This window comes from Asticcacaulis sp. P4_H10, from assembly GCF_056400965.1.
In genome coordinates, this window is the sequence record NZ_JBFUKH010000004.1 from 362,800 (window position 1) to 378,920 (window position 16,121).

Genomic DNA, 16,121 nt, shown 5'->3' on the forward strand with positions numbered 1-16,121 from the left:
TTTGGGGTTTTCAAATCGTACCTGTGCGGGTTTTAATAGACATACGGCCGCGCCGTTTCCAAAATCGTTGAAATGCCAATGCCCTCCGCCGTGTCCGACGGAAATGGGGCGCGACGTTATTTGCCGGGACAGTGGCTGCACAACCGATGAAAAAGGAAGACCTATGCTGCATGCCCAACAGGCCCCGCCCGCTATCAGCGCCATGGCCGCCGATACCGCCCATAAGGCTGCCAATGCTTCCCAAGGTTATGAAGTCGTCATTATCGTCTTCCTGCTGGCTTCGGCCGTAGTAGTTCCTATTTTTCAGAAATATAGAGTTTCCGGCGTTCTCGGTTTCCTGCTGGTCGGAGTCCTGCTCGGGCCTGACGGCGTGGGCCGGCTGGCCGATGTCTCCCCGGTCTTTGACAGTTTCGCGCTCATGCGCTCGCACAGCACACACACGCTGGCTGAGCTGGGTGTTGTCTTCCTTTTGTTTTCCATTGGTCTGGAACTGACGTTTGAGCGCCTGAAATCGATGCGGCGCATGATCTTCGGTTTCGGCGCCGCGCAGATGACGCTGTGTTCCGTCGTATTGGCCGCCCTGTTCTTCGTTCTGGGCCGCAGCGTGTCCGGTGCCGCAACGCTCGGCATGGCGCTGGCCATGTCCTCCACCGCCGTCGTCATCCCGGTCCTGTCCGACCGCAAGCAGTTGCGCACGGCGTCCGGCCGCAGCGTCTTCGCCGTCCTGCTGGCCCAGGACGTGGCGGTCGCCCCTATCCTGATCACCGTCGCCATCCTGGCCGGAACCAGCGCCGGGACCGGCGTCGGCTGGCAGGGGCTGCTGGCGCTCATTCCCGCCCTGATCGGCATGGGAGTCATTATTATCGGCGGCCGTTTCCTGCTGCGTCCGCTGTTCAAACTGGTTGCCGCCGGCAAGAGCCGCGAACTGTTCATGGCGGCTTGCCTGCTGGTCGTCCTGCTGTCCGGCCAGGTGGCGGTCGTTGCCGGCCTGAGCATGGGCCTGGGGGCCTTTGTCGCCGGTGTGCTGCTGGCCGAAACCGAATACCGCCGTGAGGTCGAAGTCCTGATCGACCCGTTCAAAGGGCTCCTGCTGGGGCTATTCTTCGTGACGGTCGGGGCGCGCCTGGAGCTGTCGGCCGTCTTCGCCGAGCCGACGCTGATCCTCGGTCTCGTCGTGGCTATGGTCGCCATCAAGGCCGTGCTGGTCTATCCGCTGGCGCGCGCCTTTGGCCTGGGTCATATCGCCGCCATCGAAACCGCCGCGGTTCTGGGGCCGGCGGGCGAGTTCGCATTTGTCATCATCGACCAGGCTGTCGGCAACAAGGCGCTGGATGCCGATTTCGGCCAGGCCGTGATCCTGTCGGCGACGCTCAGCCTGTTCCTGGTGCCGATCCTGGCATCCCTGGCCGGCCGCTTTGGCCGTATGACCGCAAAGCCGGGCGTCCAGACCGCCGAGGCGCCGGAGGTCGTCAGCGAAGGCAGTCCGGTGATCATCGTCGGCTATGGCCGCGTCGGCGCCCTGGTCGCTGATATGCTCAAGGTCCACGACATCCCGTTCACCGTGATTGACTTCAATCCGAACGTCACCTCGCGCGCCCGCGCAGCCGGGGTCGAAGCGTGGTATGGCGATGCATCGGTGCCGGACTTCCTGACGCGGATGGGTATCGACCGGGCGCGCGCCGTCGTGGTGACGGCATCGACGACGGCCTTTACCGACTCGGTGGTCAAGACGATCCGGTCTTTGCGCGAAGACGTGCATATCATCGCCCGCGCCCGCGACGCCGGCCATGCCCAGAAGCTCTACCAGATGGGCGCGACCGACGCCGTGCCGGAGACGATCGAAGCCAGTCTGCAACTGGCGGAGAACACGCTGATCGATCTGGGCGTTCCGATGGGGTTGGTCCTGGCCAGCGTCCACGAACAGCGTGACGTCTTCCGCCGCCAGTTCGGGGTGCGCGAAGGCGCCACGCCGGTGCTGCGGCCAAGGATGCAGGGAGAAGCTTAAACCCTTTTGACCTGCGTCACGAACAAACCCGCCAGCAGCAGGGCCAGGCCAGCGGCGCGGACCAGGTCCACCGGCTTTTGCGCCGCGCCGAACAGGCCGAAGTGGTCGATAACGGCGCTCATGACAATCTGGCCGGCGACGGCGCAGGTTATGGTGCTGACGACTCCGATGCGGGGCGTCAGCACCGACACGCTCAGCACATAGAAGGCGACGATCAGCCCGCCGCAGAACAGATAGGGCGGTGCGCTCATGAGGGTAGCCGCACCTTTGAGGCCATTGATGGTCGTGACGACCGCCGTGGCCAGCAATCCGACCGCGAAGACGCTCAGCGTCACCGGCGCCGGATTGCCGGTCAGCCGTGTCAGTGCGCCATTGCTGGCCGCCATGACGGGGATAAGCACACCCGCCACAAACGCCCAGCCCAGATATCCCGCCTGCATGGTTTAGCCCTTTCGTTGTCGCCTTACCGTGACGGTTTCGCCACCTATCCCCCAGTTATCGCTGTCGATTTCGTCGATCACGACAAAGGTCGTTTCAGGGTTCTTGTTGAGCACCGTCACCAGCAGATCGGTGACGCCCTTGATCAGCGCGGCCTTCTGCTCAGGCGTAGCCGCCGGGGTAATCTTGATGTTTACATAGGGCATAATCACTCCTTGAGATCGTAGTGGAAGACTTTTGATATGATCCGCCATTCGCCATCATCGCGGATCAGGGTGAGAAAGTCGGTGAAAAATTTCGGCCCGATACGGCATTCGACATGCGCCCGAGCCGTCACCGGCCCGGCAAAGTCCAGCGACACGATCCGATCGGCACGAACCTCATTGCGGCTGGCGGGTGAGGAGCGGGCAGCGACGATCGGCAGATAGGTTTCGACCGTATGATAGGTCAGGCTGTCGTCCGTCACCGTTACATAGTGGGCGCGCGGGTGGAGGACATCGCGCAACTGGTTCGCGTCACTGTGGTAAAGGCCGTCGAAATAGCGGTTCAGCACGGCCTCGACAGCGACGCGATCCGGCGTCATGCCGCGATGCCTTCGGCAGCCATGGCAGCCTTCACCGATGGACGTTCAGCGATGCGGGCGACCAGGGCCTTAAGGCGCGGCCAGTCATCGAGGCCGATGCCCGTTGGTGTTGCCCAATTTGCGACCGTGAAGAGATACGCGTCGGCAACGCTGAAATCCGGCCCCATCAGATAGTCGCGGCCGTCTTCGAGTTGTTGCTCGATCTGACCGAGGCGGCGCCGGACATTGGCCACGGCGGCGGTTCTGACCTCTTCGCTCGACTCCACCTTGAACAGCGGCGTAAAGGCCTTGTGCAGTTCCGAGGCGATAAAGTTCAGGTGCTCCTGAAGGCGCGCGCGCTCCAGAGTGCCGGCGGCCGGGGCCAGTTTCGCATCGGGATGCTGGTCGGCAATAAACTGAACCACGGCTGCACCCTCAGTCAGGACCACGCCATCTTCGATCTGCAGCGCCGGGACATAGCCCTTGGCGTTGATCCGGCTATAGTCGGCGCCGCTTTCGGTTTTACCCGCCTTGGTGTCGACCTTTTCGAGCGTGAACGTCACGCCGGCTTCGCGCAGGACGATATGGGGCGACAACGAGCAGGCGCCCGGTGCGTAAAAAAGCTTCATAATCAGAGCCTTATTTGAGTTGAAAAGCGAGCAGACAATAGGCGCCAAGACTAACATTTGTAAACCTGATTACTTTAGGTTACTGCATTATCGAGTATCCCGCAGGTAACCGCCATGCCCCTGAAAATGCGCAAGAACACTTCGCCAACCCCACCGCCGCGCTGCGCGGTCGGGGAATGCATGGCCATACTTGGCGGGACATGGACGCCCAATGTCATCTGGTATCTGAGTGGCGGACCGCGCCGCTTCAGTGAATTGAAAGCCGATATGCCACCGATCTCGGCCAAGATGCTGAGCACGCGGCTCAAGGACCTCGAAGACATGGGCGTGCTCACGCGGACGGTGGTGGCGACATCGCCGCCATCGGTCGAATATGCGCTAACGGCGCTCGGCCATGAATTCGTGCCGATTATCCATAAGATCGTCGAAGTCGGCGAGCGCCTGAAACTGCGCCAAGCCGGGGTTCAAACCACTGGCACAGTTATTGAAAACCGGAATCCGGTTGCCGAATTGGCGGCAGAGCTATAGATGGGCCATGGGCGAACGCATCTACCTTTATGACTCCACTCTGCGCGACGGTGCGCAGGCGCAAGGCATCGACTTCACGGTAGCCGACAAGCAGGCGATTACCGCCGCGCTTGACGCGTTCGGTATTGACTATATCGAAGGCGGTTGGCCCGGCGCCAATCCGACCGACGACGCCTTTTTCGCGGCCCTGCCGGCGGTGAAGACATCGAAGATTTCGGCCTTTGGCATGACGCGCCGCGCTGGCCGTTCGGCGTCCAACGACCCGGGGCTTCAAGACCTGCTGGCGGTCAATACACCGGCCATCTGCCTGGTCGGCAAGAGCTGGGACTGGCAGGTCGAAACGGCGCTGAAGGTCTCCAAGTCCGAAAACCTGCGCATGGTCGGCGAATCCCTGGCGCACGTAAAGGCGCAAGGCCGCGAGGCGGTCTTCGATTCCGAGCATTTCTTCGATGGCTACAAGGCCAATCCGGTCTACGCCCTGGAAGTCCTGGAAGCCGCCTATGAGGCTGGCGCAAGCTGGCTTGTGCTGTGCGACACCAATGGCGGGTCTCTGCCGGCCGAAGTTCGCCGCATTGTCTCCGAGGTCAAGAACGCCCTGCCGGACGCCAATCTCGGTATCCACTGTCACAACGACACCGAACAGGCGGTCGCCAATTCGCTGGCGGCGGTCGATGCCGGCGTGCGCCACATCCAGGGCACGATCAATGGCATCGGCGAGCGCTGCGGCAATGCCAACCTGATCGCCATCATCCCGACCCTGATGCTGAAGATGGGCTTTGATACCGGCATCAGTGCCGAGCAACTGACCCATATCGGCCAACTGTCGCGTATGGTCGACGACCGCCTGAACCGCGCGCCCAACCGCTATGCCGCCTATGTCGGCGCCTCGGCTTTCGCGCACAAGGGCGGCCTGCACGTCAGCGCGATGAACAAGGACAGCCGGTCCTACGAACATATCGACCCGGCGCTGGTCGGCAACAGCCGCCTGATCCTGGTGTCGGACAAGGCCGGCCGCGCCAACATCCTCAGCCGCTTCGAGCAGATGGGCATCGAAGTGTCACCGGACGACGACCGCATCGGCGACCTGGTCAAGGCGGTCAAGGAGCGCGAAGCGCTGGGCTATGCCTATGAAGATGCCAGCGCCAGCTTCGAGCTGATGGCGCGTGAGCTTCTGGGCGTGCTGCCGAAATTCTACGATCTGCACTCCTATCGCACGCTCGATGACTGCCGTGTCGACGCCAAGGGCCGGCATAACACTGTCGCCGAGGCGACCGTAAAGCTCAGCGTGGGCGGCGAGACGGTCATGACGGTCGCCGAAGGCAACGGTCCGGTCAATGCGCTCGATGCCGCGTTGCGCAAGGCGTTGCTCCCGCACTATCCGGAACTGGAAGCCATGCATCTGGCCGACTACAAGGTGCGCATCCTGACGCCTTCGGAGGCGACGGCGGCCCTGACGCGCGTCATGATCGAAAGCCGCGACGACCAGGGCCATAGCTGGAATACGCTCGGCGTCAGCCACAACATCATCGACGCCTCGAACAATGCCCTGTTCGACGCCGTGACCTATCACCTGCTCAAGCGCGGCGCGAAGGTGAAGTAGTATTCCTTCTCCCTGCTTGCGGGGTATAGCGTAGCGAAAGTATAGCTTTCGCAAGCGGTGGGTGGTCCGAAGGACTGGATGAGGGGCAATTCCACGCTCGGCTTTGGGGCAGACTATAGTTTGCCCCTCAGGCTCGCCGCCCGGCGCCTACCCTCTCCCCTTAAACGGAGAGCGGGGACTTTTAGCTTACTTCCCGACCGTCTCGTGAGCTTCAAGGCGGGCGCGCAAGACATCGATCTCGTGGAAGAATCGCTTGCGCACCTCGGCGGCGAACGGGTTATCGCGTTCGATCGACAGGAACAGCTCATCTGAATCGCCCTGGACCAGACCGATCCCCTGCATCATCAGGTCATAGGACTTGGTCGTATGGACGCGGGGCAGGGGTTCCAGCCCGCTCATCACCTTGGCGATCAGGTGCGTCAGGCCCTGTACGGCAGCCAGGGCCTTGTCGTGCTCTTCCGGGGTAGCGATCGTCACCCTGAGATCAAGCATCTCTAGGAAGCGGATGATCGGCTTCATGCGGCGGATGCGCACAGGGCAAATGACGATTTCATGGTCGTGCAGACCCTTGCGCGCCGATTGCGGCCCGAACAAGGGGTGGGTGCACAGGATGTAGACGCCCTCCGGCAGGGCGGCCTTCAGCCATGCCGCCGGCTTCATCTTCACCGAGCCGACGTCGATGACGAGGGCGTGCGGATGGACGTGCGGAGCGATCTTTTCAGCCAGGGCCTTCAACGTGCGGATCGGCGTCGCCAGGACGACGATGCGGCAAGCCGCGGCTTCTTCAAGGCTGCATAAAGTGACATTATGCCGGTGCGCGAAGGCGCGCGCTTCCGGCGACGGGTCGCAGGCATGGATGTCGAAATAGGGGGCAAGATGCTTGACGATAAGGCGGCCAAATGCCCCCAGACCAAAAAGACCGAGCTTATGTACTGTCTTGCCCACGAATGCCGTCGCGTTGCTTGTCAAACCGAAGCAGCGCCCGTAACACACTCAAACCTGCATGGCGAGGTAAAACGTGCCTTGCGTGCAATTTACAGCCGACTTTCACGTTTTCCCAAGGTTCTATTGCGCTTGAAACAAGGTTCGCGCAATAATTAACCCTGAAAATGGCTACCAGCCGAAACGTTTTTTCTTATCCCCTTTGCCCTTGTCGCCCTTGCCCTTTTCATCCTTGGGCGCTTCCAGGGCGATTTGCAGCGGCGTCTTGGGCAGTTCATCCGGTGTCAGGAAACCGTCGGCATTCTTGTCAAGCATCTCGAAGCGCTGGCTGGTTGCGTTCATCCATTCGGCGCCCGAAACGCGGAAATCGAGATTGCCATCAGCGGCGCGCACGGGCTGGGGCTCGTTGATCAGGCCGTATTGCGCAGCACCCTGCAGCGACTTTTGATAGCGGCCTTTTGTCGGGTCCTGATCGACGCCCATGCTCGAGTCGTACTGGGCACGGAAGTTCTTAGGCTGGTTGACGCGTGGATCGAGGCGGGTGATTTCCGGCACGATCTTGGTCTCGAATACCGTGTTTTCCGGCGAGTTGATGTAGCCGTCCTTGCTGGTGTCGAGGCGCAGGAAGAAGGCCTTGGCGTCGTTGTCGAATTCCTCGTGGCTGATCTTGCCGTCCTTGTCGGCATCGGTTGCGGCGAACCAGGCGGCGACGGGATAGGGCTTATCGGCCGTGGCGCGGAAGGGCTGGCCCGACGGCGAGGTAAAGATCTGGCTGTTCACGCTGGTGACGATCTGCGCACTCGCCACACTGGCAAGGGCTCCCGTAAGGCTCAGAGCCGCCAGGCTGGCGATGACGATCAGGGAAGGCCGGAGCGGGTGAGGCATGGTACGATCTCGCGCGACTGGAACTGCGCCACAAGCGTTATTGAGGCTTTATGGTCAATTTGGGGCTGGATTATTGAGTAGCCGCAATCATTCCCGCAAGCAAGCGGTCACAAAAAAGGCGGGTCGTTGGACCCGCCTTTGAACACTCAGGAAAAGGTTTCCGCGACGCCTTTTGCGCCGGGGCGCGCGCCGAATTTGTTCGGGCCAGGCGTGCTGTCCAGGCAGGTGAAGACCAGCAGGACGATGCTGCCGAACGGAATGAAGCTGAGCAGGATCCACCAGGCGCTGCGATCGGTGTCGTGCAGGCGGCGGAACAGCAGGCCGAGCGCCGGCAGGATCATGCCCAGGGCGGCGATGATGTACAGAAAGCCGAATATGCCGCCAAGGGCGTTGTCGCTGAACACGACCATGGGGATCGCCAGGACGATCAGGACCAGGGCTTCAAACAATGCAAACCACCAGTATTCCGACCGCGAGGCGCGGCCGTCGAACTTGGCGTAATTCTTAAACGCACTTTTGACAGCTTCAGGAAAAGTCATTGGGTAACCTTTGGATGGAGGAAAGGGTTACGCGCACAGGTACTGTTTTTTTACGCACATCAGGCCGAAAACGCTTCATGTTTCGGGACACGCTCTGTCAGGACTTTGGGCGACAAAGTCTTAACAGAGTATGCACAATTTGACCGAAGCCGGAAGAGGCCTGTGTACGGTGTTATTTTACCGCCTTTAGTGTCGGACTGTCGAGGTCGAGCGCGGTAACCGGGATGACTTCCGCCTTGGGCAGGGCGGCCGTAATCGCGTCGCCCATCTTTGACTTGTCACCGACGATGATGACGCTGGCCTTGGCTGGATCAAGCACCGTGCCGGCAAAGGCCGAGACCTGGGCCGGGGTGACGGCGGTGACATTGGCCGTATAGCTCTGGATTTCCTTCAGATTGATCTTGTAGAAGGACAGATCACCCAGGATGCCCGCCAAACCGTCGGCCGTGCCCAGGCTGCGGCCGTAATTGCCGATCAGCGCCGATTTGCGCGCCGTCAGTTCGTCGGCCGGGACCGGCGCGGTCGCCAGACGGCTCAGTTCGCTGCGGATCAGGCCGACGACCTCGGCCGCGGATTCGTTCTTGGTCTGGGCCGAGGCCGTGAACCCGCCGGTCGTCAGACGCGGGGTGAGCCCGGCACTGGCGCCGTAGCTAAGCCCGCGCTTGATGCGGATTTCCTGGTTGAGGCGTGCCGAATAGCCGCCACCCAGCACACTGGCCGTGACGATGCCGGGATAGTAGTTAGGATCGTTGCGGGCGATTGTCGTCTTGGCCAGCATGACCGCAGTCTGGCCGGTGCCAGGCAGGTCGACGATAACGTCGCGCGCCGCGCCCGACGGGGTAATGGCCGGGGCAGTCAGGGCGGTGCCTGTTGACTTCGTCCAGCTTCCGAACGCGGCCTTCGCCAGGGCAAAGCCTTCCTGCGGCGTGATATCGCCGGTCAGGACCAGGACGGCGTTGTCCGGGCGCCAGGCCGCCTTGTGTGCCGTCGTCAGGTCGTCGCGCGTGACCTTGGGCAGCGAGTTGGGTGTGCCGCCGGCGACGTGGCCCATGGCGGTGCCGGCATATATGACAGGTGCGGTGACGTAGCCGGCCAGTGCGCCCGGCTGCTGGAAATTGACCTTGAGACCGTCGAGCGACTGGGTGCGGACGCGATCGATCTCTTCCGCCGCAAAGGCCGGATTCTGCGCCACATCGGCCAGGATGCCGAGTGCGGGCGTCAGGTTGCTTTTCACCACGGTCAGCTTGAGCGACGACTGCTCCCACTCGGATCCTGAGGCGATCGAAGTGCCGAGCGACTCTGTCTGGGCGGCAATGTCCTGCGCCGAGCGCGTGGCCGTGCCTTCGGTGATGACGTCGGACATCAGGCTCATTGTGCCGGCCTTGCCCGACGGGTCGGAGGAGGCGCCGGCGCGCGCGATCAGCTTGACGGCGACCAGCGGCAGGTCCGAGCTCTTGGCGACCACGACCTTCAGGCCGTTGGGCAGGGTGGTTTCGGCGGGCGCCGGCAGGACCGGGTCGACGGCCTTGCCAACAGGCGGCAGGGCTTCGCGCTGGCCTTCAGGGCGCAGGGTCACGACATCGCCGGTGAATTTGACGCTGGCGACTTTCGGGATGTCGGGTGTGGTGGCGGCTTCACCAGTTGGGCGTTGCGATTCCGCCAGGTAGCGGATGGTCAGGGCGCGGTCTTCGCGCAGATACTTCTTCGCGGCGGCCTGGACGTCAGCGGCGGTCACGGCCTGAAGTTCGGCGATGGCGGTATTGGCCTTGGCGGCGTCGCCTTCGGTCAACAGGGCATAGCCGAGCGCAAAGGCGCGATCGTCGATCGATTCCCGCGACGCCACGGCGGCGGCGATCAGTTCGGTCTTGGCCTCGTTCAGTTCGGCGGTGCTGACAGGTTCATTGCGGACGCGGGCGATCTCGGCCTTAAGCAGCGGCTCGACCTCGTCCAGCGTCTTGCCGTCGGACAGGATGGCGCCGGCATAGACCAGACCCGGCTGGGCTGGCAGGTCGGCGGTCGAGAAGACCTCGGCGGCAACCTGCTTGTCATAGACCAGGCTGTTATACAGGCGCGACGACTTGCCGGACGACAGGATGGCGTTGAGCACGGCGGTTGCGGCGGCGTCCTTATCCGATGCCTTCGGCCCCAGCCAGGTGATGATGAAGGCGGGAAGGGGCACGTTCGGGCCGTAGGTGGTGACGGTCTTCGATCCGGTGCGCTGGGGCTCAACGGCGTAGGTGCGCGGCGCCTGAGGACCGGCCGACGCGATTGGCGCCAGGTACTTGTCGGTCCAGGCGTTGAACTGCGCTTCGTCGAAATTACCGACGACGATCAGGGCGGCGTTTTCAGGACGGTAGAATGTCTGGTGGAAGGCGCGGACATCGTCGATGGTCGCGGCGTCCAGTTCCTCGATCGAGCCGATGCCCGGGCGCTTGTAGGGATGGGCAGCATAGGAATATTGCGGAATGTAGAGGCCGAACAGGCGGCCGTAGGGCGAGGCGAGGATGCGCTGGCGCAGCTCTTCCTTTACGACGTCGCGTTCCGACTTGAAGATGGCGTCATCCACGACCAGGGCGCCGAGGCGCTGGCTTTCGGCCCAGATCAGTCGTTCCAGGCTGGCCGACGGCACCACCTCGTAATAGTTGGTGAAATCGTCATAGGTCGAGGCGTTGTTGAAACCGCCGACGTCCTCGGTCAGGCGGTCGAGCGTTTCCGACGGCATGTCGCGTGTCGCCTTGAACATCATGTGTTCGAACAGGTGGGCGAAGCCGGAACGGCCGTGCGGATCGTCCTTCGAGCCGACATTGTACCAGACCTGAACCGTGACGTTCGGCGTGGTGGTGTCGCGCGACCAATAGACCTTCATGCCGTTCTTCAGCGTCCGCGTCTTGTAGGCGATCGGCGGCACGGTGATGCCGGCTTCGGCCTTGGGAGCGGCCTGGGCCAGGGGCGCGGCGACAAGGGTGGCGACAACGGCCAGGCTGGCGCGGGACAGAAGGGATTTGCGGGAAAGAATCATGGCGAGCGCGCCCCTGAAAAGGTCCGGTGATAATTCCGGAAACTATTTCACATGGCGCCTCGCCGGAAAAGTTACAAGAAAGTTAGACGAGCGCTTTCCAAAAAGTGTGCAGCGGTTTTTGGACAGAAAGCGCGACAAAACAATCTTGCGCGGAAGCTATAGAACCCGCAGTTCGCCTTCATCGTGGCCGTCCCAATATTTGACGCTGGAGGCGTGGACGTGAATCAGGACCAGGCCCGGCGTGTCGAGCCCGTCCTTGAACCAGATCTCGATATCCTTGTCCCAGTGCTTTTCCATCTCAGCGCGGTCGGTGACCAGTTCGGCCTGCCCCGTTACCGACAGGAAGACCGGCTTCTGCAGCAGCCCCGGCTCCTTGGAGAAGGCGACATTGACCTGAGGGTTGGAGGCAATGTCCTGGGCGGCAGAGGAAGACCCGTCGGCGAAGAACCAGTTGTCGCCGTCCCAGTCGACATTCCTGTTATTGCTCATCGGCCGCGACTCAAGCGCGCCGGCCGGTGACTGTGTCGTCAGCATGCAGATGTCGATATCGCGCATGCGCTTGGCGACGTCCTGAAGCGACAGATTTCCCATGGTAACCTCCTGTGTATGAGGCACGCACGGTGACGCAGGGCTGCTAATGGTGAAATCCGCAGACGATTGGAAGGCTGCAAAGAGCCGGTAAGGCCTACTTGGTCTCGTTGCTGAAGAATTCGCGGCGCACCGACGTCCAGACGTATTCCAGCACCAGGAAGTAGAGGACGGTCTTGACCAGTTTGAAGGTCGGCCAGTCGGTGAAATACTCGACGCCGATCGCGACCCACAGGGTCAGCATCATCACATAGGCTGCGACCAGCAGCTTTTTCGGCATAATCAGCTTGTCAGCCAAAGACATAAAACGCGTCCCAATGTACAGAAATGATCGCCCGGACCGTACGCCATGGCGGTTTAATAAAAGTTAACACTTATGGCTTGCTTATAAAAGTAACGATTTGTCCGCGTTTGAAAGAAAAAGAGAGCGGATCGAATGACCCGCTCTCCCTTGATCTGCAAAACGTGTAGATTAAATTTCCGATTACTCAGAAATAAAGGTCATCGAGACCGGCTTCGAAAGTTGCGGTTAGTTCTTCGTGCCCAAGAGGCGCGGCAAGCGCGGCGGCCGTGAAACGGTTAAGCGCTTCGGGGAAGGTAATGACGCGGCGGTCGAGCGCCACGAGATTGGCCCGGACGAAGAAACCCAGGACGCCGACCTGGTAGTCCTCGCGCGAACACATGCGCGTCGCAATGAGTTCGACGATGTCGAGGGCAACGGCTTCGCCGCCTTCTACACCCGTCTCGAAGTTGACGAGATAGGCGGCCATTTGCGCCTTGACGAGATTGGAACTGCATTCGACAAACATGGCAGACCTCCGTGGCTTAACTGACAACCAGCTTAGCTTCACACCTGTAAGGCGACAGCACTATGTGGCGCGACGCGGGGCAAGAAGTCGATGAGGCGCACCTTCTCATGGAAAACTTACGCGAACGGCAGTTTCGGCAAACGGTCGCGTAACCATTTTGGCGTAGACTGCGCGGGTAAACATGAGTTCCAAGATGTCCCAATCGCCGAATTTTTCTGACCAGGGCGGCCCCTTTGCCGCATCACGCCGTCCGACCTCTCTCGCCGGACTGAAGGTTCTTGTTGCCGAGGACCAGGAGATGGTGCGCGACCTGATCACCATCCTGCTGATGCGCGAAAAGGCGGTGGTGACCGCGGTCAATGATGGCGCGGCAGCGCTGCGCGCGCTCGATACCCAGGTATTCGACGTCGTGCTTATGGATATGAACATGCCGGTAATGAGCGGCTTCGAGGCGACGCGCCGTATCCGTCATTCGGGTCTGGCCACTGCCGATGTGCCGATCCTGGCCCTGACCGCCAATGTGCAGAAGGCCGAAATCGCCCAGTGCCAGCGCGCCGGCATGGATGGTCACATCGCCAAACCGTTTACCAGTGATGTCCTCGTCTCAGCTATCGCCAATGCGGTGGCAGGGCGCTAGATCGGAATGATTTTAGATGGAAGCATCATTCCGATCTAATCTTTTGTTTTGTCGCGATATCTAAGGCGAAAACCGCTTCACACTTTTCGCCATATCGCTCTAACCCGCCTGAGACGCTGAGGCTGAGGCCGCCACCGGCGGTGCCGTCTCACTGACCCGGACGGCGGAATTGATCAGCACCTGTTCGGCCAGCATCTGGCCATCCCAGCCGCCCTCGATCTTCTCCTTGCGGATCTTGCCATGCAGGATCGACTTCACTACGTCCATGCCTTCGATGACATAGCCGAAGGCGGCATAGCCCTGGTTGTCGCCCTTGGGATCGCGGCCGGCGTCCATGTAGGTCATGTCGCCGACGCAGATGACAAATTCATTGGTGGCGGTATTGAGATCGTAGCGGCCCATCGAAATGGCGCCATTGGTATGGCTCAGGCCGGTCTGCTTGGTGGATTCATGTTGGATCGGCGGATATTTCAGGCCGACGGCCGAGGCCTGGATGAAGCCCGAGCCCTGATAGCCCCTCATGGCGCGCCAGAAATAGGCGCCGTTCAGCTTCTTGGCGTCGAGATAGCGCAAGAAGTTGGCGGTGGTAATCGGCGCCTTCTTGGCCTCAAGGCGAAGAACGATCGGTCCCTTGGCGGTTTCGATACGCACCGTCACGGTTTCGGGCGGCGGAGGCGGGGGCGGCGGTGGAGGCGGAGCCTTCTTTTCGGGCGGTTTGGAACACGCCAGCAGGGTCGTGGTCGCAAGGGCCAGTCCGGCCGCCAGAAATTTCCGTCTCATAGTGCCTCGCCAAAAGTCTTTGGTACTTGTTGGCACAAACCCGATCCGTCGTAAAGCGTCGCCAAGCCTGCCGCAATTTCTCCAAGCGTTCGCAGACCGGGTATATGATTTCATGATAGAGGCTATCTGCCCCCGGTAGATGTCCAGCCACGTGCAAACGCCCATTTCCGGTAAATTTGCAGGATTTCAGAACGATTGACGTCAGCGATAATGGTGAAGTCCTCGTCTGTAAGACCCACGCCGTGGAGGAAATCATTCAAAGTGTTGTTTATCGCGAGCGCTGCCTGTCCGTCGTCATCTGAGTCATCGATATCGGGCCACGCCGCGATCAGGCGATGCATATCTTCTGGGTCAATACCCAGGCGAGCATCGAAGTCGAAATCGAAGTACTGAAATGTCGCTGACAAAGCCTTCAGGACTATGTCACGCTCTTCCGACGAGAGGGCACGAATTGTCATGTCTCCTCGATAGTCCCCTTTTTATCAGACGTAAATAACAAGGGCCGTGCCGCATCCGGTCCGACGACGGTCGTCCATTCGCGGACATGCCAGGCGGTGACCAGCCCTTGGGTGACGTAAGGATCGGCCCTGGCAAAGGCTTCGGCGCCTTGCGCGGTTTCGCCCTTGAACAGCAACAGGCCGCCGTCGACGGGATCCGCCAGGGCGCCGCCCAGCAGCAGTTCGCCGTTTTCCGCTGACTGCCAGGCAAGCTTCAGGTGCGCGTCGCGGAATTGCGCGCGACGATCGAGATAGTCGGGAACGAAGCTGTAGAAGAGAAGGAAGTGTTTCATGAGGGCACCGGACGGTAAACGGATAACGCTCTTGTTCTGATGGGGATCGTGCCTATACTGGCCGCAATTATAATAAAGGGGGATATCATGGCTCAGGACAAGCCACGCGGCGCATTGCTCCGTCGTCAGTTTCTTGCAGGCGCCGCCGGTCTGGCCGCATTGACGCCATCGGCGGGCTGGTCCCAGACCGTCATCACGCCCAATGCTGGTGTGCTCCCCGGCGCCGTAGCCGACGGCGAAAGCGCCAAGGTCGCTGCGGGGCGTAATGCCTCACAGCACTTGACGATCAAGGTCATGGTCAATGGCAAAGGCCCCTTTAACTTCATTGTCGACACAGGGGCGGAACTGAGCGTCTTGGCCGACGATGTCGCTGCTGCGCTCAACCTGCCCGAGGGCGCGCCCATCACGGTTGAGGGCGTTACCGGACGTATCAAGACGCGGTTGGTTCCGGTTGACCAACTCAGCGTCGGACCCCTTGTCCACAACAACCTGAAACTGCCCATTCTGCCGCGCGCCTTTCTGAGAGCGGATGGCTTCCTGGGGCTCGATGTCATCAACGGCACCCGGGTCACGTTTGATTTTCTGGGCAAGACATTGAAGATCGAACGGTCCAGAAACCGTTTTGATGCCGACGACAAGTTGACGACGCGGGTCAGGACATCGGGCCGGGACGGCCGTCTGAAGGCGACCAATGCCCGCGTCGATAATGTGCAGACCACGGCCTTCATCGATACGGGTGCGGAAATTTCGGTTGGTAATCCCGCTCTGGAAGCAGCCTTGCGCAAACGTCGCAAGGGCGTGCACGTCTATGGTCCAGCGATCCTGACCGATATTACCGGAACGCAGATCAGCGGTGACGTCATTGCCATCAATGGCATCACCCTCCAGAACCTGCATTTTACCAGCGGAGCGCTGGTGATTGCCGATGTGCCAAGCTTCGATACCTTCCACTTGAATGAAAATCCGGCGCTATTGATCGGAATGGATTACCTCCGTCAATTCGCCACAGTTTCCATCGATTACCGCCTGAAGGAAATCCGCTTCGAACTGGCCGAGATGATGCCTCCAGCGCCGATCCGTATCGAGAGAGCGTAAGTCTTAACGCGCCTTTTCCAGCAATGGCTCGACGCGCATCGACACTACGTCGGTGCGGGCGGATCGCGTCAGCGTAAACAGGATGGTCTCGGCCAGTTCCTCGGCGTAGAACATCTCCATCTTTTCGATCGCCTGCCGCTGTTCTTCAGGACTCTTTTCCTGCCTATCCGCGCCGAAGGAGCCTGGCTCGATCAGGGTCATCTTGACCTTCTTCTCCTGCACTTCCTTGCGCAGAGTTTCTGCAAAGACCCTTACGCAACCCTTAGGGGCTGCGG

At 60.9% G+C, this 16,121-nt stretch carries 20 protein-coding genes; 5 read left to right on the forward strand and 15 right to left on the reverse strand.

From position 1 onward, the window contains the following. The first annotated feature begins 163 nt into the window (after positions 1-163). Positions 164-2,005: a cation:proton antiporter domain-containing protein gene (locus tag AC1DON_RS09825; protein ID WP_476934609.1), complete on the forward strand. Its 1,842-nt coding sequence runs from the start codon at positions 164-166 to the stop codon at positions 2,003-2,005. On the opposite strand, the gene AC1DON_RS09830 is transcribed toward AC1DON_RS09825, so the two are convergent. From AC1DON_RS09830 to gstA, 4 genes are read right to left on the reverse strand one after another with little or no spacing between them, the layout of a single operon-like run. Beyond that, on the reverse strand, positions 2,002-2,445 hold the full coding sequence (locus tag AC1DON_RS09830; RefSeq protein WP_476934610.1) for a DMT family transporter: 444 nt from the start codon (positions 2,443-2,445) through the stop codon (positions 2,002-2,004). The genes AC1DON_RS09825 and AC1DON_RS09830 overlap by 4 nt on opposite strands. Before the next feature lie 3 nt (positions 2,446-2,448). Next, a complete protein-coding gene (locus AC1DON_RS09835) occupies positions 2,449-2,649 on the reverse strand; it encodes a tautomerase family protein (RefSeq protein ID WP_476934611.1) in 201 nt (66 codons plus the stop codon). A 2-nt stretch (positions 2,650-2,651) separates the two neighbouring features. Then, on the reverse strand, positions 2,652-3,026 hold the full coding sequence (locus tag AC1DON_RS09840) for a nuclear transport factor 2 family protein (protein WP_476934612.1): 375 nt from the start codon (positions 3,024-3,026) through the stop codon (positions 2,652-2,654). After that, positions 3,023-3,634, reverse strand: a complete 612-nt coding sequence (gene gstA, locus AC1DON_RS09845) for a glutathione transferase GstA (RefSeq protein ID WP_476934613.1) — start codon at positions 3,632-3,634, stop codon at positions 3,023-3,025. Before gstA ends, AC1DON_RS09840 begins: the two co-directional genes overlap by 4 nt. A 114-nt stretch (positions 3,635-3,748) precedes the next feature. Between gstA and AC1DON_RS09850 the strand changes: the two genes are divergently transcribed. Together AC1DON_RS09850 and cimA are read left to right on the forward strand one after the other, a co-directional pair. Beyond that, positions 3,749-4,162: a winged helix-turn-helix transcriptional regulator gene (locus tag AC1DON_RS09850; protein ID WP_476934614.1), complete on the forward strand. Its 414-nt coding sequence runs from the start codon at positions 3,749-3,751 to the stop codon at positions 4,160-4,162. Between the two features lie 7 nt (positions 4,163-4,169). Further along, positions 4,170-5,762: a citramalate synthase gene (gene cimA / locus AC1DON_RS09855; protein WP_476934615.1), complete on the forward strand. Its 1,593-nt coding sequence runs from the start codon at positions 4,170-4,172 to the stop codon at positions 5,760-5,762. Between the two features lie 186 nt (positions 5,763-5,948). On the opposite strand, the gene AC1DON_RS09860 is transcribed toward cimA, so the two are convergent. The 7 genes from AC1DON_RS09860 to AC1DON_RS09890 all read right to left on the reverse strand — a co-directional run bounded on the left by AC1DON_RS09860 (position 5,949) and on the right by AC1DON_RS09890 (position 12,544). Further along, the gene (locus AC1DON_RS09860; RefSeq protein ID WP_476934616.1) at positions 5,949-6,707 is read right to left on the reverse strand and encodes a prephenate dehydrogenase/arogenate dehydrogenase family protein; all 759 of its coding nucleotides are present in this window, start codon (positions 6,705-6,707) and stop codon (positions 5,949-5,951) included. Positions 6,708-6,875: 168 nt separating this feature from the next. Then, on the reverse strand, positions 6,876-7,589 hold the full coding sequence (locus AC1DON_RS09865; RefSeq protein ID WP_476934617.1) for an EF-hand domain-containing protein: 714 nt from the start codon (positions 7,587-7,589) through the stop codon (positions 6,876-6,878). 146 nt (positions 7,590-7,735) lie between these two features. Beyond that, positions 7,736-8,128, reverse strand: a complete 393-nt coding sequence (locus AC1DON_RS09870; protein ID WP_476934618.1) for a DUF805 domain-containing protein — start codon at positions 8,126-8,128, stop codon at positions 7,736-7,738. A gap of 172 nt (positions 8,129-8,300) precedes the next feature. Next, a complete protein-coding gene (locus AC1DON_RS09875) occupies positions 8,301-11,147 on the reverse strand; it encodes a M16 family metallopeptidase (RefSeq protein WP_476934619.1) in 2,847 nt (948 codons plus the stop codon). A 156-nt stretch (positions 11,148-11,303) separates the two neighbouring features. Continuing rightward, a complete protein-coding gene (locus AC1DON_RS09880) occupies positions 11,304-11,738 on the reverse strand; it encodes a pyridoxamine 5'-phosphate oxidase family protein (RefSeq protein ID WP_476934620.1) in 435 nt (144 codons plus the stop codon). Between the two features lie 94 nt (positions 11,739-11,832). Next, entirely contained in the window at positions 11,833-12,039 is a 207-nt protein-coding gene (locus tag AC1DON_RS09885; RefSeq protein ID WP_476934621.1) for a hypothetical protein, read from the reverse strand. A gap of 184 nt (positions 12,040-12,223) precedes the next feature. Beyond that, positions 12,224-12,544, reverse strand: a complete 321-nt coding sequence (locus AC1DON_RS09890; RefSeq protein WP_476934622.1) for a hypothetical protein — start codon at positions 12,542-12,544, stop codon at positions 12,224-12,226. Between the two features lie 193 nt (positions 12,545-12,737). On the opposite strand from AC1DON_RS09890, the gene AC1DON_RS09895 reads away from it, so the two are divergent. Next, positions 12,738-13,181: a response regulator gene (locus AC1DON_RS09895; RefSeq protein WP_476934623.1), complete on the forward strand. Its 444-nt coding sequence runs from the start codon at positions 12,738-12,740 to the stop codon at positions 13,179-13,181. A 99-nt stretch (positions 13,182-13,280) separates the two neighbouring features. Here the strand turns inward: AC1DON_RS09895 and AC1DON_RS09900 are convergent, their stop codons facing one another. From AC1DON_RS09900 to AC1DON_RS09910, 3 genes are all read right to left on the reverse strand, one after another. Further along, positions 13,281-13,961 (reverse strand): peptidylprolyl isomerase, encoded by a 681-nt coding sequence (locus AC1DON_RS09900; protein ID WP_476934624.1) that lies wholly within the window; start codon positions 13,959-13,961, stop codon positions 13,281-13,283. 122 nt (positions 13,962-14,083) lie between these two features. Beyond that, complete coding sequence (locus tag AC1DON_RS09905; RefSeq protein ID WP_476934625.1) at positions 14,084-14,419, reverse strand: hypothetical protein; 336 nt, start codon at positions 14,417-14,419, stop codon at positions 14,084-14,086. Continuing rightward, positions 14,416-14,751: a YciI-like protein gene (locus AC1DON_RS09910; protein ID WP_476934626.1), complete on the reverse strand. Its 336-nt coding sequence runs from the start codon at positions 14,749-14,751 to the stop codon at positions 14,416-14,418. The genes AC1DON_RS09905 and AC1DON_RS09910 overlap by 4 nt, the downstream gene beginning before the upstream one ends. An 87-nt stretch (positions 14,752-14,838) precedes the next feature. On the opposite strand from AC1DON_RS09910, the gene AC1DON_RS09915 reads away from it, so the two are divergent. Further along, positions 14,839-15,846 (forward strand): aspartyl protease family protein, encoded by a 1,008-nt coding sequence (locus AC1DON_RS09915; protein ID WP_476934627.1) that lies wholly within the window; start codon positions 14,839-14,841, stop codon positions 15,844-15,846. A 3-nt stretch (positions 15,847-15,849) separates the two neighbouring features. Here the strand turns inward: AC1DON_RS09915 and AC1DON_RS09920 are convergent, their stop codons facing one another. Then, on the reverse strand, positions 15,850-16,047 hold the full coding sequence (locus AC1DON_RS09920; protein WP_476934628.1) for a hypothetical protein: 198 nt from the start codon (positions 16,045-16,047) through the stop codon (positions 15,850-15,852). Positions 16,048-16,121: the final 74 nt, after the last annotated feature.

Excerpts from the sequence above, each read along its gene's own strand:
- AC1DON_RS09875 (WP_476934619.1), bottom strand. The coding sequence starts at position 11,147 with ATGATTCTTTCCCGCAAATCCCTTCTGTCCCGCGCCAGCCTGGCCGTT.
- AC1DON_RS09870 (WP_476934618.1), bottom strand. The coding sequence starts at position 8,128 with ATGACTTTTCCTGAAGCTGTCAAAAGTGCGTTTAAGAATTACGCCAAG.
- AC1DON_RS09850 (WP_476934614.1), top strand. The coding sequence starts at position 3,749 with ATGCCCCTGAAAATGCGCAAGAACACTTCGCCAACCCCACCGCCGCGC.
- AC1DON_RS09905 (WP_476934625.1), bottom strand. The coding sequence starts at position 14,419 with ATGACAATTCGTGCCCTCTCGTCGGAAGAGCGTGACATAGTCCTGAAG.
- AC1DON_RS09920 (WP_476934628.1), bottom strand. The coding sequence starts at position 16,047 with ATGACCCTGATCGAGCCAGGCTCCTTCGGCGCGGATAGGCAGGAAAAG.
- gstA (WP_476934613.1), bottom strand. The coding sequence starts at position 3,634 with ATGAAGCTTTTTTACGCACCGGGCGCCTGCTCGTTGTCGCCCCATATC.
- AC1DON_RS09830 (WP_476934610.1), bottom strand. The coding sequence starts at position 2,445 with ATGCAGGCGGGATATCTGGGCTGGGCGTTTGTGGCGGGTGTGCTTATC.
- AC1DON_RS09865 (WP_476934617.1), bottom strand. The coding sequence starts at position 7,589 with ATGCCTCACCCGCTCCGGCCTTCCCTGATCGTCATCGCCAGCCTGGCG.
- AC1DON_RS09835 (WP_476934611.1), bottom strand. The coding sequence starts at position 2,649 with ATGCCCTATGTAAACATCAAGATTACCCCGGCGGCTACGCCTGAGCAG.
- AC1DON_RS09885 (WP_476934621.1), bottom strand. The coding sequence starts at position 12,039 with ATGTCTTTGGCTGACAAGCTGATTATGCCGAAAAAGCTGCTGGTCGCA.
- AC1DON_RS09915 (WP_476934627.1), top strand. The coding sequence starts at position 14,839 with ATGGCTCAGGACAAGCCACGCGGCGCATTGCTCCGTCGTCAGTTTCTT.
- AC1DON_RS09825 (WP_476934609.1), top strand. The coding sequence starts at position 164 with ATGCTGCATGCCCAACAGGCCCCGCCCGCTATCAGCGCCATGGCCGCC.
- cimA (WP_476934615.1), top strand. The coding sequence starts at position 4,170 with ATGGGCGAACGCATCTACCTTTATGACTCCACTCTGCGCGACGGTGCG.
- AC1DON_RS09890 (WP_476934622.1), bottom strand. The coding sequence starts at position 12,544 with ATGTTTGTCGAATGCAGTTCCAATCTCGTCAAGGCGCAAATGGCCGCC.
- AC1DON_RS09910 (WP_476934626.1), bottom strand. The coding sequence starts at position 14,751 with ATGAAACACTTCCTTCTCTTCTACAGCTTCGTTCCCGACTATCTCGAT.
- AC1DON_RS09840 (WP_476934612.1), bottom strand. The coding sequence starts at position 3,026 with ATGACGCCGGATCGCGTCGCTGTCGAGGCCGTGCTGAACCGCTATTTC.
- AC1DON_RS09900 (WP_476934624.1), bottom strand. The coding sequence starts at position 13,961 with ATGAGACGGAAATTTCTGGCGGCCGGACTGGCCCTTGCGACCACGACC.
- AC1DON_RS09880 (WP_476934620.1), bottom strand. The coding sequence starts at position 11,738 with ATGGGAAATCTGTCGCTTCAGGACGTCGCCAAGCGCATGCGCGATATC.
- AC1DON_RS09895 (WP_476934623.1), top strand. The coding sequence starts at position 12,738 with ATGTCCCAATCGCCGAATTTTTCTGACCAGGGCGGCCCCTTTGCCGCA.